Source organism: Agromyces sp. LHK192 (assembly GCF_004006235.1).
In the GTDB taxonomy this organism is placed as follows: Bacteria; Actinomycetota; Actinomycetes; order Actinomycetales; family Microbacteriaceae; genus Agromyces.
The window spans coordinates 1,336,399-1,359,809 of record NZ_CP034753.1; the positions used below are offsets into that span (position 1 = coordinate 1,336,399).

12 protein-coding genes are annotated in these 23,411 nt (G+C 70.0%); 8 read left to right on the plus strand and 4 right to left on the minus strand.

Going from position 1 to position 23,411, the window contains the following annotated elements; genetic code table 11:
• Positions 1 to 376 precede the first annotated feature (376 nt).
• Together ELQ40_RS05955 and ELQ40_RS05960 are read left to right on the plus strand one after the other, a co-directional pair.
• Positions 377 to 2,938, plus strand: a complete 2,562-nt coding sequence (locus ELQ40_RS05955) for a DUF11 domain-containing protein (RefSeq protein ID WP_164863490.1) — start codon at positions 377 to 379, stop codon at positions 2,936 to 2,938.
• Positions 2,939 to 3,221: 283 nt separating this feature from the next.
• A complete protein-coding gene (locus ELQ40_RS05960; protein ID WP_127792859.1) occupies positions 3,222 to 11,726 on the plus strand; it encodes a hypothetical protein in 8,505 nt (2,834 codons plus the stop codon).
• 204 nt (positions 11,727 to 11,930) lie between these two features.
• On the opposite strand, the gene ELQ40_RS05965 is transcribed toward ELQ40_RS05960, so the two are convergent.
• The 4 genes from ELQ40_RS05965 to sdhC are packed head-to-tail and all read right to left on the minus strand — an operon-like array spanning position 11,931 to position 15,392.
• Positions 11,931 to 12,692 carry a succinate dehydrogenase iron-sulfur subunit gene (locus ELQ40_RS05965; RefSeq protein WP_127792860.1) on the minus strand — a complete coding sequence of 254 codons (762 nt, stop codon included), beginning with the start codon at positions 12,690 to 12,692 and terminating at the stop codon, positions 11,931 to 11,933.
• A 1-nt stretch (position 12,693) separates the two neighbouring features.
• A complete protein-coding gene (gene sdhA / locus ELQ40_RS05970; RefSeq protein WP_127792861.1) occupies positions 12,694 to 14,499 on the minus strand; it encodes a succinate dehydrogenase flavoprotein subunit in 1,806 nt (601 codons plus the stop codon).
• Positions 14,500 to 14,506: 7 nt separating this feature from the next.
• Entirely contained in the window at positions 14,507 to 14,950 is a 444-nt protein-coding gene (locus ELQ40_RS05975; protein ID WP_127792862.1) for a succinate dehydrogenase hydrophobic membrane anchor subunit, read from the minus strand.
• A 10-nt stretch (positions 14,951 to 14,960) separates the two neighbouring features.
• Positions 14,961 to 15,392, minus strand: a complete 432-nt coding sequence (gene sdhC, locus ELQ40_RS05980) for a succinate dehydrogenase, cytochrome b556 subunit (RefSeq protein ID WP_127792863.1) — start codon at positions 15,390 to 15,392, stop codon at positions 14,961 to 14,963.
• A gap of 180 nt (positions 15,393 to 15,572) precedes the next feature.
• On the opposite strand from sdhC, the gene ELQ40_RS05985 reads away from it, so the two are divergent.
• The 6 genes from ELQ40_RS05985 (at position 15,573) to ELQ40_RS06010 (ending at position 23,399) form a co-directional block, all read left to right on the plus strand.
• Entirely contained in the window at positions 15,573 to 16,691 is a 1,119-nt protein-coding gene (locus ELQ40_RS05985; protein WP_127792864.1) for a mannose-1-phosphate guanylyltransferase, read from the plus strand.
• Positions 16,692 to 16,733: 42 nt separating this feature from the next.
• Positions 16,734 to 17,834: a BMP family protein gene (locus ELQ40_RS05990; protein ID WP_127792865.1), complete on the plus strand. Its 1,101-nt coding sequence runs from the start codon at positions 16,734 to 16,736 to the stop codon at positions 17,832 to 17,834.
• Positions 17,835 to 17,996: 162 nt separating this feature from the next.
• On the plus strand, positions 17,997 to 19,094 hold the full coding sequence (locus ELQ40_RS05995; protein ID WP_240665966.1) for a BMP family protein: 1,098 nt from the start codon (positions 17,997 to 17,999) through the stop codon (positions 19,092 to 19,094).
• Positions 19,095 to 19,255: 161 nt separating this feature from the next.
• Positions 19,256 to 20,776: an ABC transporter ATP-binding protein gene (locus ELQ40_RS06000; protein WP_127792866.1), complete on the plus strand. Its 1,521-nt coding sequence runs from the start codon at positions 19,256 to 19,258 to the stop codon at positions 20,774 to 20,776.
• Positions 20,773 to 22,104, plus strand: a complete 1,332-nt coding sequence (locus ELQ40_RS06005) for an ABC transporter permease (RefSeq protein ID WP_127792867.1) — start codon at positions 20,773 to 20,775, stop codon at positions 22,102 to 22,104. The genes ELQ40_RS06000 and ELQ40_RS06005 overlap by 4 nt, the downstream gene beginning before the upstream one ends.
• Positions 22,101 to 23,399: an ABC transporter permease gene (locus ELQ40_RS06010; protein ID WP_164863491.1), complete on the plus strand. Its 1,299-nt coding sequence runs from the start codon at positions 22,101 to 22,103 to the stop codon at positions 23,397 to 23,399. The genes ELQ40_RS06005 and ELQ40_RS06010 overlap by 4 nt, the downstream gene beginning before the upstream one ends.
• Positions 23,400 to 23,411: the final 12 nt, after the last annotated feature.

Below are 23,411 nucleotides of genomic sequence, written 5' to 3' on the forward strand. Positions count from 1 at the left end.
GCATGGCCGTGCGCTCGCGGCGGTCGCAGCCGTCGTCATCGGAGGGCTCGTCCTGTTCGGCGTTCCGGCGGTCGCGTCGGCGGAGGAGGGCGTCGATCCGGCGGCTGCCGTCGCGGTCGATCCGGCGGCCGCCCCCGCGGTGGAGCCCGCGCCGGCACCGGAGCCGCCGCCTGCGCCGGAGCCCGCGCCCGCACCGGAACCGGCGCCTGCGCCGGAGCCCGCGCCCGCACCGGAACCGGCGCCTGCGCCGGAGCCCGCGCCGGTGCCGGAACCTGCTCCTGCCCCTGAGCCCGCACCGGCACCAGCGCCGGAGTCCGCGCCCGCACCGGCGCCGGCACCAGCGCCGGCACCCGCACCGGATGCCGCGGCCGCGACCGTGCACGCGACCGACTCGACCGCCGCGGACGCCCGAAAGGGATCCGACCCGAAACCCGTCGATGAGTGCGAGGACCGGCGTTCGAAGGGCGGGAAGGATGACTGCACGCCCGTCGACGAGTGCGAGGACCAGCGATCGAAGGGCGGCGAGGACGACTGCACGCCCGTCGACGAGTGCGAGGACCGGCGTTCGAAGGGCGGGAAGGACGACTGCACGCCCGATGACCGGTGCCCCCGTGACGAGTCCGGTGCTTCCGACCTGACGTCGGCGCGCGGCTCATCCGGCGGCCACGGCGGTCACGGCGGCGAACCGGGCGGCCACGACCCCGAGAAGTGCCGTGGCGAGGTGATCGTGCACAAGGTCGTCGACGGGTCGCCTGCCGGTGGCTGGACCTTCGCCGCCGAGTCCGACGACGTGACGCCCTCGACCCGTACGACCGGCGGCGGCGGTGCGACCTCGCCCTTCACGGTCGACCGCATCGGCGACGGCGGCCGTCAGGTCGAGTTCAGCGAAGAGGATCGCGACGGCTACACGATGACGGGGGTCGCCTGCCGCATCGGCGCCCACGGACCGGGCGTGCCCGTGCAGCTGGTCGGGGACCTCGGCTGGCGCGTCACCGCACTCGCCGAGAAGACCGTGCACTGCACGGTCGTCAACGAGCCGGACGAACCCGTGGAACCCGTCTGGGAGGTGACGAAGTCCTCCGACCCCGCGAGCGGCAGCGCGGTGGACCCCGGTGACGTGATCGACTACACGCTGACGGTCGAGCACGTGAGCGGCCCGGCGGCGACCGATCTCGAGGTGCTCGACGACATCTCGCAGCTCGCTCCGTACGTCACGTTCGACGGCCTCGTGTCGCCACCGGCCGGTGTCTCGGCCGTGTGGAACGGCCAACCCGACCGGCTGGTCGTCTCGATCGACACGCTCGAGCCGGGGCAGACGCTGCTCATCACCTACCGGGTGACGGTGGATGACGACGTGCTGCCGGGCACGGTGCTGCGCAACCTGGTGCTCACCAACTGTCCCGAGCCGTGCGGTACGGAGCATCCGACGCCGGAGTTCACCGCGTGGAAGACGTCGGTGCCGCCGAGCGGGACCACGGTGCATCCGGGTGATCTCGTCACGTACACGCTCCACGCGTACAACCCGTCGGAGGCGACCGTCGTGAACGCCGTGGTGCTCGACGACCTGACGGGCGTGCTCGACGACGCCGTGCTGCAGGAGCCGCTGCCCGCCGGCCTGACCAGGTCGGGATCCGTGCTGACGTGGGCGATCGCCCAGCTCGACCCGGGCACCCAGGCATCCGTCACGTTCAGCGTGGTGGTCGACGCCGACGCGCAGGGCGCGAGCCTCGACAACGTCGTCACGCCCACGCCACCCGGCCGGTGCCCGGAGGCCGGCGGGATGCTTCCGCCGGAGACCCCCGGCGAACCGGAATGCACGACCGATCACCCGGTCGCCGATCCCGCGCTCGCGATCGAGAAGCTGTGGTCGCACGAGGGCGGGGAGAACCCGGTGGACTCGGGCGACGCCCCTCCGGACGTCATCACCTACACGGTGAACGTGTGGAACGACCGGACGGATCCGGTGTACGGCCCGATCGTGACCGACGTGATCCCGGCCGGAACGACCTACGTCACGGGGTCGGCGGTCGCCCCCGCCGGCTGGGAGGTCGACGAGTCGGTCGAGGGCGAGGTGTCGTTCAGCCAGACGGCGCCCGGTCCGTTCGGGCCGATCGCCTACCCCGGTGCGACGTTCACGTTCGACGTCGAGGTGGGCGACCTGGCCCAGCCCGACCCGGCGCTGCCGATCCCCGACCTCGTGAACTCGGTCTGCGTCGAGGCCGCGCCCGCGCCCGAGGGCGAGGCTGCGCCGCTCGTCGCGTGCGACGAGACCACGACGCCGGTCAAGTCGGTCCTGCTCGACGGCTTCGCGCAGTGCATCAACGACACGCCGTACTTCACCTATTCGATCACGCCCGAGAACATGGACGGCCTTCCGGTCGTGGCCCTGATCTGGTGGACGCCCGCGGCGTACGCCGCTCACGATCCCTCGATCCCGGCCGGCGATGAGGCGGCCATCCTCGCCGACGGTGCGTCCCAGGTGGACTACGTCACGCTGCCGCCGGGCTGGACATCCGGCGATCCGGTCTCGGGGAGCCAGCTCTGGCCGGGGGCCGAGGTCGACGCCCAGAACAACCCGACGGACTGGCCGGGCTGGACCCTGCTGCCCGACGGCACCTGGATCCTCGACCCGGCGGCGCCGTTCTACGACCTGCGCGATCAGGCCGTCGTGGAGATCCGCGTGAACCCGTCGACCGACGTCATCACGGCGTACCCGCCGCCGACACCGAACTGCAATGCGGCGCCCGATCAGCCGTCGAGGCCGTCGGGCACCCCGGGCACCACGCCCGGCGCGGTCGGCTCGGGCACGAACCAGATCGCCGGTACCGGCACGGATGCCTCGGGCCTCGTGCCCTGGGCGGCGGTGCTGTTGCTGTTGGGTGCGGCGCTCACGCGCGCCGTCGCGGGACAGCGGGGGAGGCGCGACACCGTTCGGTAACACGTACAGGCAGCAATCGACCCGCTCGTCGACGCACCCGGGCGAGGGGGTCGAATCACCGCGCCCGATTCGGGTGCCCCCCGTTCGGGTGGCACCCCTTTTGGTGGCGATGAGGATCTGTCGGGTTGGCTCGCCGACTGGTTGACTGACGCCGATCGCGTATCCCCTTGGGGTGGGATGCGCACGGCGAAGGTACGAGGCGATGACGACCCGAACGAATCCCGAGCACTCCCTTCCGACTCGACGCTCGCGGCGGGAGCGTGAACATCGTCGCCGCCGCGGCGTGACCGCGGCGATCGCCTCGGCGACCATCGCCGCCATGCTGGCGCTCGGCCTGCCCACCGTCGCGCTCGCCGGCGAGACGCCGGTCGACCCGGCGACGACGTCGACCGAGACCGCGAAGACGGATGCCGGGACGGAGGCGACCGAGCAGACGTCGACGGAAGCCCCGGTCGAGGAGCCCGCGTCGGAGCCGCCGGCCGAGCCGCCGGTGGAGGAGCCGAAGACGGAGGCCCCGGTCGAGGAGCCTGCGACCGAGGAGCCGAAGACCGAGCCCCCTGCGGAGAACCAGCAGGCGCCGCCTGCCGATGAAGCGACCGTGCCCCCGGCCGACGACCTCGGCCCCGGACTGATCACGCCGATGGCCGTCTACCCGGCGGACACCGCGAACTGCACGACGAACTGCGCGAACCTCACGATCACCAACGACGTCAACGGCGGAACCGCGGGCCCGAACGACTGGGACCTCCACGCGATCCGCTCGAGCAACAGCGACAACTACAACTTCGTCTCGGGCGTGACGCGCTCAGTGCCCCGGAACGCGACGTACACGCTCTACGCCGACGCCGCGCCGGCCGGATACGTGCTCCAGGACTTCACCTGCACCACCGGTGGATCAGGTGGCGGCGACCCCACCTGGAACGAAGGCGCTCGCACCGTCACCTACAGCAACACGAATGGTTCGCCCACGCAGAAGTTCGCGAACTGCACGTTCGAGTGGGAGTTCATCGAGCCGGCCACCATCACCGTCCAGGTCGGCGGCGACCGCACCGGACCCGCGAGCGTGTCGGGTCTCGGCGACGTGCAGCTCGAGCTCTGGACGAACGTCGGCGGCGCCCCGGGCGCTCCGGTCGGCCAGCCCTGGTCGGTCTGCACCTCGACCGCCGCGGGCGTCTGCACCTTCACCGTGCCCCAGCCCACCGGCGCGACGTACTTCGTGATCCAGCGCACCCCGCCGAACGACGTCCCGGGCGGCTGGTTCTCGAACGACACCCTCGCCATCGGCACGTCGCCGGCTTCGGCGCCGTACCGGTTCATCACCGCGGCCGTCACCAGCGGCTCGTCGCAGACCTCCCAGGCGAACTTCATGATCGCCACGGGCAATGACAACAACCGGGCCTCCGGCGGCATCTGGCAGAACTCGCGCAACAACCCGCCAGGCGTCCAGCAGTGCGGCATCGACGTCGCGCTCATCATCGACCTCTCCGGGTCGGTCGCCCCGTACGAGACGCAGCTGAAGAACGCCGCGAAGGGCTTCGTCGATGCACTGACTGGCACCCCGTCGCGCGTCGGCATCTTCACGTTCAACAACGTCGCCCCGGCGAGCGTCGGGTCCAACCTCGGCATCACCGCGGTATCGACGCCGGCCGGCGGAAATACGGTGAAGAACCACATCGACGGGTTCGGCACCCCGGTCGAGGCGACCAACTGGGACCGCGGCATCTCGCAGGTCGCGGCGAGCGGCGTCTCCTACGACCTCGCCGTGATCCTCACCGACGGCAACCCGACGGTGTACGGCAACGATGAGGGCCCGGGCAACCGCACCCGATTCCGCGAGGTCGAGAACGGCATCTTCTCCGCCAACGCCGTGAAGGCGCTCGGCACGCGCATGGTCGCGGTCGGCGTCGGTGCCGGCATCGGCGGCTCGCCCGACAACCTGGTCGCGATCTCCGGCCCGACGGTGAACTCCGACTACTACCAGACCGACGACTACGCCGAGGCCGGCACGGCGCTGCGCAACCTCGCGCTCGGCGACTGCGAGGGTTCGGTGTCCGTCGTCAAGCAGGTCGTCGCCGCGGGCACGACCGGCGAGCAGAAGACCGGTGCCACCCCGACCCCGGGTTGGGAGTTCACGGCGCAGACGTCGTCGCCCGGCGTGACCCCGGCGTCGCAGGACGGCCTGACCGACGGCACCGGTGCGGTGAACTTCCCGCTCCAGTTCGCCACGTCGGGCACGACCGGCTCGGTCAACATCACCGAGACGGTGCAGCCGGGATACTCGATCGTGACCACGGGCGGCCAGAACGCGGTGTGTTCGCGCCTCGACAACGGGGCATCCGTGCCCGTGACCAACATCGGCGCGACCGGGTTCACGGTCGGCGTGGATCCGACCGTCGCCGTCACCTGTACGGTGTGGAACCGGCCGCCCCAGCCGCAGGCCGACGTCACGGTCGAGAAGCAGTGGGTCGTCAACGGCCAGACGTTCCCCAACGGCAGCCAGCCGGTCGGCATCTCGGCGGGCCTGCTGCTCGACGGCAGCGCGCAGGACTGGGGCACGACGCGCACCGGGTTCACCTCCGGCGGCACGGTGCAGATCAACGAGACGCCGGTGCAGTTCGGCAACCGCGACCTGTGCCGAGTGGTGAGCAGCCGCGTCACGCAGGCCAACGGCGCCGGTGTCGACGCCGCCCTGCCGTACTCGCCGACGCTGAACGCGGGGGCCAACACCTACCGGATCACCAACACGATCCAGTGCGACGCTCAACTGACCCTGGAGAAGTCCGTCGCGAACGGCACATCGCCCGTCACCTCCTGGGTGCTCGACGCCGTCGCACCCGGGGGCGCCCTTCCCGGGCCGAACGGCGCGTCCGGAACGCCCGGGGCAACCGCCCCGGTGACCCCGAACGTGCGGTACGTGCTCACCGAGTCGGGTGACCCGCGCTACGTCCAGACGCTCACCGAGGGCGCCGAGCCGACCCCGCCGGCGACCGGCAGCTGGTTCTGCGTGCAGGTCGACGCCCAGGGCAACGTGATCCCCGGCTTCGCGGACGGCGCCAACGGTGGTGTCATCGTCTTCCTCGGACTCCGGGTGAAATGCACCGCGGTGAACCAGACCGCCCTGCTGACGTTGATCAAGGACACGACCAACGAGGACGGCATCCCCGGCGACCCGTCGGCGTGGAACCTGACCGCGACGCCGTCCGACACGCCGTCGGTGCCCGGCCTCGCGCCGGCGAACACCACGAGCGGCGGCATCGTGATGGTCCGGCCCGGCCACGCCTACACGATCTCCGAGAGCGGTGGACTCCCCGGCTGGGAGCAGACCGGCATCCAGTGCCGCGTCGGCAACTCGGGGCCGTTCGTGGACACCGACACGATCACGCTCCCCGCGCTCGGCGCGGGCACGTGCATCGTCTCCAACGACCCCATCCCGCCGAAGATCCGCCTCGTCAAGGAGGTGGTCGGCTCGAGCGTCTCCCCGACGAACTGGATGCTGAGCGCGACCCCGCTCGGCGGGACGCCCGTCGGACCGGTCGCCGGCACCACCGGCGGCTACGTCGAGATCGAAGCAGGCCTGCCCATCACGCTGGCTGAGTCGACGAGCCTCCCCGACGCCGACCAGTTCCTGCCCGGCGTCTGGAACTGCACCCTGAACGGCGTACCCGGCGCGAACAACGGCACCAGCCTGCCCGCGCTCGACCCGGGCGACCAGGCGGACTGCGTCGTGACGAACACGCTCCGTCCGGTGGTGCCGACGATCACGAAGACCGCCGCGGTGCCCGTGCCCCAGGCGAACGGTTCGTGGAACATCACGTACGACATCGTCGCCACGAACCCGAGCGCCTTCGCGTCGCTGACCTACTCGCTCGAGGACCAGCTCGAATTCGGCTCCTCCGTCACGGTGAACAGTGCGAGCTACCAGCGCATCACGCCGACGCTCGGAGCGCTGACCGCATGGACCGTCCCGTTCGCGGACGTGCAGGAGTTCACCGGCGAGCCTGCGCTCGCACCGAACTCCTCGCACACCTGGCAGGTGACGGTGAACGCGACCGTCGCACCGGGGGCGAACTTCGGCGGGACGAGCCCGACCGCCTGCGACGGCGGCACCCCGGGCACCGTCGGGTTCCTCAACACCGCGACCATGACGGTCAACGAGACGCCGTACGAGGCATCCGACTGCGTGCTGCCGGTCAAACCCACGATCGTCAAGGTCGGCGGCACCGCCGTCGACAACAACAACGGAACGTGGACGCTGCCGTACACCATCACGGTTACCAACCCGTCCGCCACGACCGGCGTGATCTACGACCTGGAGGACGAGCTCGACCTGCCGGCCTCCGTGACGATCACCGACGGACCGGACATCATCTCGGTGCCGCCGGGAGTGACCCCGGTCGCCGGCTGGAACGGCGGATCGAACACCCTGCTGGCCGATGACGTCTCCCTCGCGGGCGGCGCCGCCGCGCACGTGTACCAGATCACCGTCACGGTCGACATCGACGCCGAGGACGGCGCCTACCGCTGCCCGAGCGACGCCGGCCTGAACAACACGGCGACGCTGGTCAGCGGCAACCAGGAGCAGGATGCGACGGGCTGCGTGCAGGTGCTGCCGCCGACGATCACGCACGTGAAGTCGGTCGTGCCCGGCTCGGTGACCCAGGCCGCCGACGGCACCTGGAGCATCCAGTACCGCATCGACGTCACCAACGGCGGCGCGATCGGCGGCCCGTACTCGCTCGAGGACGAACTGCACTTCGGGGCGGGCATCGACCTCACCGGCGCCACCTACGCGGTGACGCTCAACGGCGGGCCGGCTCCGCTGCCGTGGGCCGGCTCCGGCGACCTCGTCGTCGACCGCTACCTGGCCGGCGCCGGCTCCGACGTCTGGCTGATCACGGTCTCCGGGATCGCCGTCGAGGGCCCCGAACTCACGCCCGCGCAGACCGCGTGCCCGGCCGATGACGCCGACGGAGCGTTCAACAACGCGGGCCTCCTCACGGTCGGCGGCGTCACGACGCCCGACACCGCCTGTGACGCGCCGAGCGCGCCGACGGTGGTCAAGAGCGGTGCGACCGCTGCCCAGCAGCCGGATGCCTCGTGGAACGTGAGCTACACGGTCACGGTCGACAACTCGCACCCGGGTGCGAAGCCGTCGTACTACTCGCTCACCGACACCCCGGCGTTCGCGAGCGGTGTGGTGTACAACACGGTCTCGATCAACGGGGCGGCCCCGGTGGCCTACCCCGGCGGACCGATCACCCTGGCGACGTCGGTGCCGATCCTCGCCGGCGACACCGCGGTGTACACCCTGACGTTCAACGTCACGGTTCCCGCCGGCCTTCCGGCCGGGGATCGCGAGTGCGACGCCGAGGTCGGCCCCGGCAAGGGCTTCTTCAACTCCGTGCTGCTCACGAGCGGCGAGATCGAGCGCGAGTCCGACGACTGCACCTCGATCGAGGAGGGCGGACGCCCGACCGTCGAGAAGGACGACCCGACCGTGACGCAGGACGGCGACGGCCTGTGGACCCTCGTGTACGACATCACGGTGACCGGCAACTCCGATTTCGTGTCGACGTACACGCTGTCGGACACCCTGAACTTCGGTCCCTCGATCGACATCGAGTCGGCCGAGTGGTCGGGCGAGGGCGACACCGGCGAGTGGGTCGACCCCGAGGCCGACCCGACCGAGGTCATCGTCGGACCGGCTCCGAAGGTGATCGGCATCGACGCGGTGCACACGTACACCGTGACGGTCACGGCGAACGTCGACGCCGCCGCATTCGAGGACCCGACGACGCTGACCTGCGACGCGACGGAGGAGGAGCCGAACGTCGGCTTCCTCAACACGGCGACGCTGACCAGTGACGGCGTGCCGCAGTCCGACACCGGCTGCGACACCCCGGCCCGTCCGATCATCTCCAAGACGACGGACGGCGAGGTGACCGCGGTCGGTGACGGCTTCGAGGCGACGTACGAGATCACGGTGACGAACAGCAGCGCCGACCTGCAGGTCGTCTACGACCTGATCGACGAGCCCGACTTCGCCGGCGCGGTGACCATCACCGACCGCGAGGTCACGAGCGGCGACGTCACCGTGAACCCGGCCTGGAACGGCGCGAGCCCGACGAGCGATGTCATCGTCGAGGACCAGCCGCTCGCCGGCGGTGCGACGCACACCTTCGTCGTGACGATCGCATTCACGGTCGGCGAGGCGCAGGACGACCCGTCGCTGGTCTGCGAGGGCGAGGGCGGGCAGGGCCTGCTGAACACCGCGACCGTGGTGTCCGGCGGAAGCTGGTCCGACGACGCCTGCTTCGACGTGCCGGTGCTCGTCGAGGTCCTGAAGGACTGGGTCATCGACGGCGGTGAGCCGATCGCGTGGAACGACCCCGACCTGCCGGACGGCTTCACCGCGCAGGGCACCATCGACGGCACGAACGTCGACTGGGGCGTCGAGGAAGGACCCTTCGCCATCGGCGACGAGGTCGCGGTCGGCGAGACGGATGTCACCGTGCCCGAGGGCTGCATCGTCGTGAACCCGAACGACAACGGCTCGGGCACGTACACGCTCGACGCCACGGTCAACACGTACACGATCACGAACGAGGTCGAGTGCACGCAGACCGTCAACCTCGAGAAGATCGTCGACAACCAGTACGGCGGCGACGGCGTCGCGGCTGACTGGACCGTGTCGGCGTCGGCCGCCGACGACGGGTTCGGCGGCGCGGGAACCGCCTCGGGCCCGGTCGAGCTGAACGTCGGCTACACCCTCAACGAGGTCTCGGTCCTCTGGGAGAACGGCGTGGAGTACGAGGTCGACGCGACCTGGACGTGCACCTCGCCGCAGGGCGAGGACGCATTCACCCTGGTGAGCACGCCGGGTGCGGTGAGCGCCACGCTGACCGTGACCCAGCTGGGTGCGACCGTCGACTGCACGATCGAGAACGTCGACATCCCGCCGACGCTCGAACTGGTCAAGACCGTCGAGCCGGCCGAGATCGCCGCCGACTACCCGCCGACGCTGTGGACGCTCACGGCGACCGACGGCGACGTCGTCGCGCTCGAGGGCCAGGGCACCGCGGGCCCGGCCGAACTGGAGGCCAACACGGCCTACCTGCTGGGCGAGTCCGCGGACTTCCCGTTCTGGGAGCTCTTCGAGCCCGGACCGTGGGTCTGTGTCGTGACCAACGACGGCGACGCGCCGGCCGACCTCGCGGTGGACGTCCTGACGCTGGAGCCCGGACAGCAGGTCCGATGCGATATCACGAACACCGCGCCGGAGTTCGACGTCCAGATCGAGAAGGCGGCCGAACTCGCCGAGGGCGAGACGGCGGTCGAGTCGGGCGACGAGTTCGAGTGGGTGCTGACGGTCACGAACCTGGCCGACGCGGTCGACGGGCTCCTGGTCACCGACCAGATCGACCCGACGCTCGAGGTCACCGGCCCGGCCACGTTCAGCCCGGGCGCCGGCTGGACGCAGACCTCCGGTCCCACCGACAGCGCCTTCGCGGCGGAGTACACCGGGATCTACCCGGAGGGCCTGGTCACCGAGATCCGGATCCCGGTGCGGATGCTGCCGGAGCCGCCGATCGTGACCCCGCCGGCGGTCGACCCGAACGCGCCGCCGCCGGACGTGCCGCCGCTCGATGACACGCCCATCCCGAACGAGGCGTGCGTGGAGTTCCCCGACCCGCTCACCGCGGAGGGCGACGGCATCGACTGCGCCGAAGCCGAGGTTCCGGTCAAGCGCGTCGCGCCCGCCGCGTACGTCCGATGCATCGCGGATGTCCCATGGCTGTACTTCAACGTGCAGGCGACGGACAACGTCGAGCCGGGTGACATCACCGTCACGTGGACCAGCGCCGACGGCTCGCTCACGCAGGTCGACACCATCCCGTGGGATGCCCGAGACGGCCGACTCCTGTGGCCGGGTGCGGAAGTCGACGGCAACGGCGTGCCGTTCGAGTTCCCGGGCTGGCGTCCGGTGACGGAGGCCGACCTCGCCGATCCGAGTTCGGTGGTGCCCGGTACCAGGTTCCTCGACCTGATCCTGGACGAGACGACGCCGACGTTCCCGTGGCGCGGTGAGACCTACACGCCGAGCGGTGACCCCGCGAACCCGTGGATCATCACCAAGGAGCCGCTCTCGGTGACGTTCTCGGTGAACCCGTCGCAGACGGTGCTCGCCGCCTACCCGCAGGCGCTGCCGACCTGCGCGATCGAGCGGCCGCCGCTGCTCGACATCGAGAAGACGTCCAGCGTGACGACGGCGAAGCCGGGATCCACGTTCGACTACACGCTCCAGGTGACGTCGACCGGCATCGGTGCCGCCGACCCGGTGACCCTGTTCGACGAGATCCCGGCCGACCTCAAGGTCGACGCGATCACGACGGAGCCGGCTCCCGCGTTCCCGCGCTGGGAGAACTGCGAGGTGACCGGCAAGGACGGAGCCGGCTACGGCGGAGCACTCCGATGCGACCTGCTGGGCGTGCTCGGGCCGAACATCACCACGGCGCCACCGGTGACCCTGAAGGTGACCCTGAGGCCCACGGCGAAGGTGACGTCGATCGTGAACACGGGAGAGGTCTGCTACGGCAACCAGGACTTCCCCGACGACCCGATCGTCTGCGCCGACTCGTCGGTGACCGTCTCGGTGCCGCAGCCCATGGCGGCGACCGGCTTCGCCGGCGGACCGTGGGTCTGGGCGGGCGCGGGCCTGCTGCTGCTGGGCGGCATCGCCGTCGTGATCGCGATCAGCCGGCGACGGAGAGGGGACGCCGCCGGATGACCGGGCAGTAGGGCGGTGGCCTGACGAAGGCCGCCGCCCTGGGCCCCCGACGAGGCGCGGCTGGGGGGCCGCAGCTCGGGTGGCCAGAGGGGGACACCCGGGAACGATGAAGGGCCGGTGCTCGTGGCACCGGCCCTTCATCGATGTCCGCGCTGCGGCATCCCGGTCGGATGCCTCGGCGCCGAACCCTGGTTCGCGCGACGATCAGGGGCGGCCGCGCATGACCGCCTGCTTCACCTCGGCGATGGCCTTCGTCACCTCGATGCCGCGGGGGCAGGCCTCGGTGCAGTTGAAGGTCGTGCGGCAGCGCCACACGCCCTCCTTGTCGTTCAGGATGTCGAGGCGGACCTTCGCCTCGTCGTCGCGCGAGTCGAAGATGAACCGGTGCGCGTTGACGATCGCGGCGGGGCCGAAGTACTGGCCGTCGGTCCAGAAGACGGGGCAGCTCGACGTGCACGCGGCGCACAGGATGCACTTGGTCGTGTCGTCGAAGATCGCGCGCTCGGCGACCGACTGCACGCGCTCCTTGCCGGGCTCGGGTGCCGACTTCGCCTGGAGGAACGGCTGCACCTCGCGGTAGCTCGCGAAGAACGGCTCCATGTCGACGATGAGGTCCTTCTCGAGCGGCAGGCCCTTGATCGCCTCGACGTAGATCGGCTTCGAGATGTCGAGGTCCTTGATCAGCGTCTTGCACGCGAGGCGGTTGCGCCCGTTGATGCGCATCGCGTCGGAGCCGCAGATGCCGTGCGCGCACGACCGGCGGAACGTGAGCGAGCCGTCCTGCTCCCACTTGATCTTGTGCAGCGCGTCGAGCACACGGTCGGTCGGGTACATCTCGACGTCGAAGTCCTGCCAGCGCGGTTCGGTGTCGACGTCCGGGTCGAACCGGCGGATCAGGAACGTGACCGTGAAGGAGGAGATCGGGGCGGCCTGTGCGGGCGGCTGCTCGAGCGTCGCTGAGCTCATGTCAGTACTTCCTCTCCATGGGCTGGTAGCGCGTCACGGTGACCGGCTTCCAATCGAGTCGGATGTGGTCGGCGGCGTCCGACGAGTGCGCGTCGCCCGACAGGTAGGCCATCGTGTGCTGCATGAACTTCTCGTCGTCGCGGTTGGGGAAGTCGTCGCGCATGTGGCCGCCGCGGCTCTCCTCGCGGTTGCGTGCGGAGTGCACGACCACCTCGGCGAGGTCGAGCAGGAAGCCCAGTTCGACGGCCTCGAGCAGGTCGGTGTTGAACCGCTTGCCCTTGTCCTGCACGGCGATGTTCTTGTAGCGCTCCCGGAGGCCGGCGATGACGGATGCCACGTGGGCGAGCGACTCGTCGGTGCGGAACACCTGTGCGCCCTTGTCCATCTCGTCCTGCAGTTCCTTGCGGATCGCGGCGATGCGCTCGGTGCCGGTCGACTCGCGGAGTTCGTCGAGCATGCCGCGCACGAAGGCGGCGGGGTCCTCGGGCAGGGGCGTGAAGTCGACCGTCTTCACGTACTCGACCGCGTTGCGGCCGGCGCGCTTGCCGAAGACGTTGATGTCGAGCAGCGAGTTCGTGCCGAGTCGGTTCGAGCCGTGCACCGAGACGCACGCGCACTCGCCGGCTGCGTAGAGGCCGGGCACGACGGTGGTGTTGTCGGAGAGCACCTCGGCGCTCACGTTGGTCGGGATGCCGCCCATCGCGTAGTGGGCGGTCGGCATCACGGGGACGGGCTCGTACACCGGGTCGACGCCCAGGTAGGTGCGCGCGAACTCGGTGATGTCGGGGAGCTTGGTCTCGAGGACCTCCGCGCCGAGGTGCGTGCAGTCGAGCAGCACGTAGTCCTTGTGCGGCCCGGCGCCGCGACCCTCGGCGACCTCCTGGACCATGCACCGCGCGACGATGTCGCGGGGTGCGAGGTCCTTGATGGTCGGGGCGTAGCGCTCCATGAACCGCTCTCCGGAGGCGTTGCGCAGGATGGCGCCCTCGCCTCGCGCTCCCTCGGTGAGGAGGATGCCGAGGCCCGCGAGGCCGGTCGGGTGGAACTGGAAGAACTCCATGTCCTCGAGCGGCAGGCCCTTGCGCCAGATGATGCCGACGCCGTCCCCGGTGAGCGTGTGCGCGTTCGAGGTGGTCTTGTAGACCTTGCCGAAGCCGCCGGTCGCGAAGATCACGGCCTTGGCCTGGAAGACGTGCAGCTCACCGGTCGCGAGCTCGTAGGCGACGACGCCCGACGGCTGCTCGACGCCGTCGACCTCGGTCATCACGAGGTCGAGCGCGTAGTACTCGTTGTAGAACTCGATGCCGAGCTTCACGCAGTTCTGGAACAGCGTCTGCAGGATCATGTGGCCGGTGCGGTCGGCCGCGTAGCAGGCCCGGCGCACCGGCGCCTTGCCGTGGTCGCGGGTGTGGCCGCCGAATCGCCGCTGGTCGATCTTGCCCTCGGGGGTGCGGTTGAACGGCAGGCCCATGTTCTCGAGGTCGATGACCGCGTCGATGGCCTCCTTCGCGAGGATCTCGGCCGCGTCCTGGTCGACGAGGTAGTCGCCGCCCTTGACGGTGTCGAAGGTGTGCCACTCCCAGCTGTCCTCCTCGACGTTCGCGAGGGCCGCGGCCATGCCGCCCTGCGCGGCGCCCGTGTGCGAGCGCGTCGGGTAGAGCTTGGAGATCACGGCGGTCTTCGCGCCGGGGCCGGCCTCGATCGCGGCGCGCATGCCCGCGCCGCCGGCGCCGACGATGACGATGTCGTACTGGTGGTAGTGGACGCCGTCGACGACCTGCGTCTCGACGTGGTTCTCGCTGGTCACTGGTCTCCTAGGCGGTGCAGAACGAGGGCAGCAGGTCGGCCGGCGACCCGGCGGGGCACGGCTCGAAGGTGAAGACGACGAGCGTGCCGAGCACGAGCAGGACAACGACGGCCGCGAGCAGCGCGCCCTTCAGGATCTTCTGCACGGTGCCGGGCGAGGTGTAGTCGTTCACGACGGTGCGCATGCCGTTGGCGCCGTGGATCAGGGCGAGCCACAGCATCAGCACGTCCCACCATTGCCAGAACGGGTCGGCCCACTTGCCGGCCACGAAGCCGAAGTTGATGGCGTTCACGCCCTCGCCCACCATGAGGTTGACGAAGAGGTGGCCGAAGACGAGCACCACGAGCACGACGCCCGAGATGCGCATGTAGATCCAGCCCCACTTCTCGAGGTTCACGCCGCGCTTCGGTGCGGGGCGGACAGGCGAGCGGGGCGCTTCGATGACGGACATGGCGCGCTCCTTAGTGGCCTGCGACGTGGCTGAAGACGTTGGCGAGGTGGCGCGGGGCGAACCCGAGCATGGTGACCACCCACAGGCCGATCACGATCCAGAAGAGGAGCTTCTGGTGGCGCGTCGCCCAGGTCCAGAAGTCGACGAGGATCACGCGGAGGCCGTTGAAGGCGTGGAACACGATCGCGCCGACGAGCGCGACCTCGCCCAGGCCCATGATCGGGGTCTGGTAGGTCGACATGACGGCGTTGTACGCCTCGGGGCTCACCCGGACGAGCGCGGTGTCGAGGATGTGCACCAGGAGGAAGAAGAAGATGGCGACGCCGGTGATCCGGTGGAGCACCCATGACCACATGCCCTCGCGACCGCGATACAGCGTGCCTCCCGGCCGCTGCTTCGCCGGCTTGGGGGTGGTCAGGGTCCCTGCCTGCGTGTCTGGCATGAACAACCCTCCATGGCTGTGATGCGTCCGGTGACGGGATGGACGCGGGGGCGGAAAGGCCCGCCACGAGTGTACTCGGCGCTCCGGCGCGCCGCCGCTGAGGCGAACCTAACTGTCTCGACGTCGAGATACTTGCGAGCATGCGATGCGGTGGTTCGGCGTCGAGGATACGCTGGCCTGATGCACAAAGCACCGCTCGATCGTTTCTACAGTGTCATCCCCGCGGGGGGTGTCGGATCGCGCCTCTGGCCGCTCTCGCGGGCGGACGCTCCGAAGTTCCTGCACGATCTCACGGGTTCCGGCCAGACGCTGCTCAAGGACACGTGGGACCGTCTCGCCCCGCTCTCCGGCGACCAGCGGATCATGGTCGTGACCGGTCGGGCGCACCGGGCGGCGGTCGAGGCGCAGCTGCCCGACCTCGCGGACGCGAACGTGGTGCTCGAGAGCGAACCCCGCGACTCCACGGCCGCCATCGGCCTCGCCGCCGCGATCCTCGAGCGGCGGCAGCCCGGCGTCATCATCGGATCGTTCGCGGCCGACCACGTCATCTCGGGTGACGCGTTCTTCGCACAGGCCGTCGAGGAGGCCATCACCGCTGCAGACGCCGGATACATCGCGACGATCGGCATCACGCCGACCGAGCCAGCCGTCGGATTCGGGTACATCGAGTGCGGTGACGCCCTCGACGTCCCCGGCACCGAGCATCTCGAAACCGTCGCGAGCTTCGTCGAGAAGCCCGACCTCGAGACCGCGAAGTCCTATCTCGCCGGCGGTCGCCACCTCTGGAACGCGGGCATGTTCATCTCCCGCGCCGACGTGCTGCTCGCCGAGATCGCCCGGAACAAGCCCGACCTGCACGCCGGGCTCGTCGAACTCGCCGAGGCGTGGGACGACCCGGCGACCCGCGGCCCCGCGGTCGACCGGATCTGGCCGACGATCGAGAAGATCGCGATCGACTACGCCGTGGCCGAGCCGGCTGCGGCAGCCGGACGCCTCGCCGTGGTGCGCGGGCACTTCCAGTGGGATGACGTGGGCGACTTCGCGTCGCTCGCGAAGCTGAACACGGCAGGCCGGTCAGGCGAGCTCGCCATCCTGGGCGAGAACGCCCGCGTGCTGTCGGATGCCTCCAGCGGCATCGTCGTCAGCCGGGCCAAGCGGGTCATCAGCCTCATCGGGGTGCACGACATCGTCGTCGTCGACACCCCCGACGCGCTGCTCGTGACGACGAGCGAGCATGCGCAGCGCGTCAAGTCCGTCGTCGACGCGCTGCGCCTCGGCGGTTCGAGCGACGTCCTCTGACGCGGCCCGCGGACGACCGCACCGACATCGAAGGAGCATCGGATGCCTCGACGGACTCGGAATCGGAGCAGGTGGGCCGTCGCGGCAGGAGTCGCGGTAGCGGCATCCGTCGCCCTGGTCGGCTGCCAGGCGGCGCCCGACGCGGGCGGCGAGGCATCCGGCGGCGACGTCTGCGCGCGGATGGTGACCAACTCGGGCGGTCTCGAGGACCGCTCCTTCAACCAGTCGAGCTGGGAGGGGCTCCAGCAGGCCGAGGACGAGTTCGGCATCGAGGCCGAGGCGCTCGTCTCCACGGGCGAGACGGATCTCGCCCCGAACGTGCAGCAGGCCGTCGACTCCGGGTGCGGGCTCGTCGTCACGGTGGGATGGGAGCTCGCCGAGGCGACCGCCGACCAGGCGTCGAAGCATCCCGAGATCGCGTTCGCGATCGTCGACGAGACCGTCGAGGCCGACAACGTGAAACCCGTGGTGTTCGACACGGCGCAGGCCGCGTTCCTCGCCGGGTACCTGGCCGCAGGCGTCTCGAAGACCGGTGTCGTGGCGACGTTCGGAGGCGGAAACCAGCCTCCGGTGACGCTGTTCATGGACGGCTTCGTCGACGGCGTGGCCGCCTACAACGAGGCGCACGGCACGCAGGTGCGCGCGCTCGGCTGGGACAAGGCGGCGCAGGACGGCGCGTTCACGGGGGACTTCGAGGACGTCAACAAGGGCAAGGTGCTCGCCGAGGGGTTCATCGACCAGGGCGCCGACGTCATCCTGCCGGTCGCGGGCCAGGTCGGCGAGGGCGCCACGGCGGCGGCCGTCGAGCGCGCAGGCGTCTCGGTGATCTGGGTCGACAGCGACGGCTACGAGACCCTGTCCGCCGAGTACCGTCCCGTGCTGCTGACGAGCGTGCTCAAGAACACGCAGCAGGCGATGGTCGAGATCGTGGGCGACGTCGTCGACGACGCGTTCACGAACGAGCCGTTCATCGGCACGCTCGAGAACGGGGGAGTGGAGATCGCGCCGTACCACGAACTGGCGGGCCTGGTGCCGCCGGAGCTCGACGCCGAGATCGAGGCGCTGCGGCAGCGGATCATCTCCGGCGACCTCGTGGTGGAGTCGCCGAGCGCCCCATCCGGCGGCTCGGCCGCCGTCGGCTGACCCCCGTTCAGGGGTGGACGCCGCTGCTCATATGAGCAGAATGTCGCTACTTCATAACCATTGGATTGCACGGGCCCCCACCCCCTGAGCGGCGCTCGCAACATTCGGTAACGTGAACCGGACCCACCCCGCGACCGTCGGGGTACGTCTTTGGAGGACACTGTGACGTTCACGACGAAGAAGGCCGCGATCAGCGGCCTTGCGATGTTCGGTGCGGCCGCGCTGCTCGCGGGCTGCGCCTCCGCTCCCGAGGAGGGTGGCGACTCGACCGAGGCCGCCAGCGACTTCCTGCCCTGCATGGTCTCGGACGCCGGCGGCTTCGACGACAAGTCCTTCAACCAGCTGGGCCGCGAGGGCATCGAGGCCGCATCCGAGGAGCTCGGCGTCGAGCCGACCCTCGTCGAGTCCGCTGCCGAGACCGACTACGCGGCGAACCTGACCTCGCTCGTCGACCAGGGCTGCAACGCGATCGTCACGGTCGGCTTCCTGCTCGCCCCTGCCGCGCTCGAGTCGGCGACCGCGAACCCCGACATCGAGTACATCTCGATCGACGACACGGTCGACACCGACTTCGACGGCACCACCGACGCCGAGAACATCAAGCCGATCATCTTCGACACCGCCCAGGCCGCGTTCCTCGCGGGCTACCTGTCGGCCGGCGTCTCGAAGACCGGCGTCGTCGGCACCTTCGGCGGCATGAACATCCCGACCGTCTCGATCTTCATGGACGGCTTCGCCCAGGGCGTCGACTACTACAACGAGGAGAACGGCACCGCCGTCAAGGTGGTCGGCTGGGACCGCGCCGCTCAGGACGGCTCGTTCACCGGCGGCTTCGAGGCGAACGACGGCGCCCGCCAGGTCGCCCAGGGCCTCATCGACCAGAACGTCGACGTGCTGCTGCCCGTCGGCGGCCCGATCTACCAGTCGGCGGCGGTCGCGATCCGCGACTCCGGCCGTGAGATCGCCCTCCTCGGCGTCGACGCCGACGTGTTCGAGACCGACCCCGAGGTCGCCGACCTGCTGCTCACCTCGATCCTCAAGGGCATCGACGTCGGCGTGCACGAGGCCATCGTCCAGGCCGGAAACGGCGAGTTCGACGTGACGCCGTTCGTCGGCACGCTCGAGAACGAGGGCGTCGGCCTCGCCGACTACCACGACTGGGCCGAGAAGGTGCCGTCCGAGCTCGACGCCAAGGTGCAGGAGCTGCGCGACATGATCATCGCGGGCGACATCACGGTGGAGTCCTACCTGGCCGAGTAAGGCCCGGGACCTGCGGCGGGGAGGTCGGCTTCGGCCGGTCTCCCCGTCGTCGTCCCACGCGGATGCGCACGGCCCGCAACATCTGAGCACAGGCGCTCGGCGGCCCACGACATCCGCGCAACCACTGCTGCGGCGAACACCCCATCACTAGGATCGGTGACATGAAACTCGAGCTTCGGGGCATCACGAAGACGTTCGGGACACTCGTGGCGAACGACCACATCGACCTCACCGTGGAGGCCGGCGAGATCCACTGCCTGCTCGGCGAGAACGGGGCCGGCAAGTCGACGCTCATGAACGTGCTGTACGGGCTCTACCAGGCCGACGGCGGCGAGATCCTGCTCGACGACCGGGTGCAGCAATTCGCAGGTCCCGGTGACGCGATGCGCGCCGGCATCGGAATGGTCCACCAGCACTTCATGCTCATCCCCGTGTTCACGGTGGCCGAGAACGTGATGCTCGGACACGAGGAGACGCGGTTCGGCGGCCGACTCGACCTCGCCGCCGCGCGAGCCCGTGTGAAGGAGATCTCCGACCGCTTCGGGTTCGACGTCGACCCCGACGCGCTCGTCGACGACCTGCCGGTCGGCGTGCAGCAGCGGGTCGAGATCATCAAGGCCCTCTCGCGCGACGCGCGGGTGCTCGTGTTCGACGAGCCCACCGCGGTGCTCACGCCCCAGGAGACCGACGAGCTCATGGCGATCATGCGCCAGCTGAAGGAGAGCGGCACGTCGATCGTCTTCATCACGCACAAGCTGCGCGAGGTCCGCGAGGTCGCGGACCGCATCACCGTCATCCGGCTCGGCAAGGTCGTCGGCGAAGCGGAGCCGACGGCGACGAACGCCGAGCTCGCGTCGCTCATGGTCGGCCGGGCCGTCGAGCTGACGGTGCAGAAGGAACCACCGACCCTCGGCGACGCCGCGCTCGTGGTCGACGGGCTCACGGTCATCGACCCGATCGGCCAGCTCGTCGTGAACGACGTGTCGTTCGAGGTCCGCCGCGGCGAGATCCTCGCGGTCGCGGGGGTCCAGGGCAACGGGCAGACGGAGCTCACCGAAGCACTGCTGGGCCTGCAGGACCGCGTGCAGGGCTCGATCGTCCTCGACGGCGAAGACCTCGGCGGGGCGAGCCCACGGCGGATCCTCAACGCCGGCGTCGGGTTCGTCCCCGAGGACCGCAAGGAGGACGGCCTCGTCGGCGAGTTCACGATCGCCGAGAACCTCATGCTCGACCGAGCCGACGGCGCGCCGTTCGTGAAGGCCGGCAACCTGCAGCTCTCGAGGCTGTCCGACTTCGCCCGCGAGAAGGTCGCCGAGTTCGACGTGCGCACACCGTCGATCGAGACCAAGGTCGGCCGGCTGTCGGGCGGCAACCAGCAGAAGGTCGTGCTCGCCCGCGAGCTCAGCCGCGACCTGCGGCTGTTCGTCGCGGCCCAGCCCACACGCGGCGTCGACGTCGGCTCGATCGAGTTCATCCACAAGCGCATCGTCGAGACCCGCGACGCCGGCGTCCCGGTCATCGTCGTCTCGACCGAGCTCGACGAGGTCACCGCGCTGGCAGACCGCATCATGGTGATGTATCGCGGCAAGGTCGTCGGCATCGTGCCCGGTGACACCTCACGCGACGTGCTCGGCCTCATGATGGCGGGCGAGACCCCCGAGTCCGAAGGAGCCGCCGCATGAGCGCGCAGACCCCGAACGGTCCGAACGAACCGAGCCCGACCGACGCCGACGTCGCACTCGAGACCGGGGAGCAGGTCGCGCCGGAGGAGCCGAGGCGCGCCGAGCCCGAGCCGGCCGAGGAGCCCTCGCGCTGGCACCGTGCGCTCCGCGAGATCGCCACCGGCAACGCGATCATCTCGGTCCTCGCGGTCCTCCTGGCCCTGCTGGTCGGCGCGATCATGATCGCGTTCACCGACGAGCGCGTGCAGGAGGCATCCGCCTACTTCTTCGCCCGTCCCGGCGACACGTTCATCGCGATCTGGGAGTCGGTCGGCGGTGCCTACTCCGCCTTCTTCCAGGGGTCGATCTACAACTTCCGCCGACCGGACTTCATCAGCGGCATCCGACCCCTCACCGAGACGCTGACCTTCGCGACGCCGCTCATCGCGGCCGGCCTCGGCGTCGCGCTCGCGTTCCGCGTGGGCATGTTCAACATCGGCGGTCGCGGGCAGATGCTCATGGCCGCCTCCGCGGCCGGCTGGGTGGCGTTCTCGTTCGACCTGCCGATCTACCTCCACACGCTGGTCGCGCTGCTGGCCGGCCTCATCGCCGGCGCGCTGTGGGGCGGCATCGCGGGCCTCCTGAAGGCCAGGACCGGCGCGCACGAGGTGATCGTCACGATCATGCTCAACTACGTCGCGCTGTACCTCGTGACCTGGATGCTCCGGACCCCGGGCCTGCTCCAGGCGCCCGGCTCGAACAACCCGAAGACCCCGGCGATGAAGGACACCGCGATCTTCCCGGACCTGCTCGGCCCGCAGTTCAACCTGCACTTCGGGTTCGTGCTCTCGATCGCCGCGGTCGTGCTCGTGTGGTGGATCCTCGACCGGTCGGCCCTGGGCTTCCAGTTCCGCGCCGTCGGGGAGAACCCCAACGCGGCGCGCGTCGCCGGCATCAACGTCAAGTCGATGTACGTCTACGCGATGCTCATCTCCGGCGGGCTCGTCGGGCTCGCCGGCGTCAGCCAGGTGCTCGGCACCGTCACCACCGGATTCTCGAGCGGCATCGATGCAGGCATCGGATTCGATGCGATCACGGTCGCGCTGCTCGGGCGTTCCACGCCGTGGGGCGTCCTGGCCGCGGGCATCCTGTTCGGCGCGTTCAAGGCCGGCGGATTCTCGATGCAGGCCGCCGAGGGCGTGCCGATCGACATCGTGCTCGTCGTGCAGTCGCTCATCGTGCTGTTCATCGCGGCTCCGCCCCTCGTGCGGGCCATCTTCCGTCTCCCCGCTCCCGGCAGCCAGCCCAAGCGACCTCGACCGATCGTGACGAAGGAGGTGGCGAAGTGACCGTCGCGCCCCAGCACCACGCGACCGCCCCGGCCGAGCCGGCGCTCGAGCAGACCATCGTCGTCAGCTGGAAGGCCCCGATCGCGTTCGCGATCATCACGGTGCTGACCGCGCTGCTGTTCCTGCTGGCGCCGCACCAGGGCGAGGCCGTCTTCCGCATCTCGGCCGCCGGCGATGCCCTGCAACTGCCGGAGGTCGTGCTCGACGCGACCGTGACGACCTGGACGTGCCTGGTCATCCTGCTCGCGATCACCGTCGTCAGCGCGCTGTACGTGCGGGCCCGACGGCGGGTGCCGATCTGGCTCATGGCGGTCTACGCCGTCGTGTTCCTGCTCGGCTTCCTCACCTGGGCCGCGGCCGGTGCCTCGACCCACGTGATCCCGCTCGCCGGCCTGTTCGCCGGCGCCCTGAGCCTCTCCGTGCCGCTCATCTTCGGATCGCTGTCGGGTGTCATCTCGGAGCGCGTCGGCGTCATCAACATCGCGATCGAGGGCCAGTTGCTCGCCGGCGCGTTCACCTCCGCGATCGTCGCGACGGCGACCGGGCAGCCGCTGCTCGGCCTGCTCGCCGCGGGCGTCGCGGGCGTGCTCGTGTCGTTCGTGCTCGCCGCGTTCGCCATCAAGTACTTCGTCGACCAGGTGATCGTCGGTGTCGTGCTCAACGTGCTGGTCGTCGGGCTCACGAGCTTCCTGTTCTCGCAGGTGCTCGCCCCCAACGCGCAGGCGCTGAACTCGCCGCCGCGCTTCGAGCGCATCGCGATCCCGCTCCTCAGCGAGATCCCGATCATCGGCCCGACCTTCTTCCGGCAGACGATCATCGTGTACCTCATGTACATCGCGGTGGCGGCCGTCTACATCGGGCTCTTCCACACCAAGTGGGGACTGCGGCTCCGCGCGGTCGGCGAACACCCGCAGGCCGCAGACACGGTCGGCATCAACGTGACCGGCACGCGCTTCTGGAACGTGTCGCTCGCCGGCGCGATCGCGGGCCTCGGCGGCGCGTTCTTCACGCTCGGCTCGGTCGGCGCGTTCAACAAGGAGATGACCGCGGGCGCGGGCTTCATCGCCCTCGCCGCCGTGATCTTCGGCCAGTGGGATCCGATCAAGGCGACCCTCGCGGCCCTGCTGTTCGGCTTCGCCTCGAACCTGCAGAACACGCTCGGCGTGATCGGCTCGCCGGTGCCGAGCGAGTTCATGTTGATGCTGCCGTACGTCGTCACGATCTTCGCCGTGGCCGGTCTCGTCGGAAAGGTCCGCGGGCCCGCCGCAGCCGGCAAGCCGTACATCAAGTCCTGAACGGCGTGCGCA

What these genes read in the sequence shown, in the direction of transcription:
- ELQ40_RS05965 (WP_127792860.1), bottom strand. Translation starts at nt 12,692, where the DNA reads ATGAGCTCAGCGACGCTCGAGCAGCCGCCCGCACAGGCCGCCCCGATC.
- ELQ40_RS05975 (WP_127792862.1), bottom strand. Translation starts at nt 14,950, where the DNA reads ATGTCCGTCATCGAAGCGCCCCGCTCGCCTGTCCGCCCCGCACCGAAG.
- sdhC (WP_127792863.1), bottom strand. Translation starts at nt 15,392, where the DNA reads ATGCCAGACACGCAGGCAGGGACCCTGACCACCCCCAAGCCGGCGAAG.
- ELQ40_RS05985 (WP_127792864.1), top strand. Translation starts at nt 15,573, where the DNA reads ATGCACAAAGCACCGCTCGATCGTTTCTACAGTGTCATCCCCGCGGGG.
- ELQ40_RS05990 (WP_127792865.1), top strand. Translation starts at nt 16,734, where the DNA reads ATGCCTCGACGGACTCGGAATCGGAGCAGGTGGGCCGTCGCGGCAGGA.
- ELQ40_RS06000 (WP_127792866.1), top strand. Translation starts at nt 19,256, where the DNA reads ATGAAACTCGAGCTTCGGGGCATCACGAAGACGTTCGGGACACTCGTG.
- ELQ40_RS06005 (WP_127792867.1), top strand. Translation starts at nt 20,773, where the DNA reads ATGAGCGCGCAGACCCCGAACGGTCCGAACGAACCGAGCCCGACCGAC.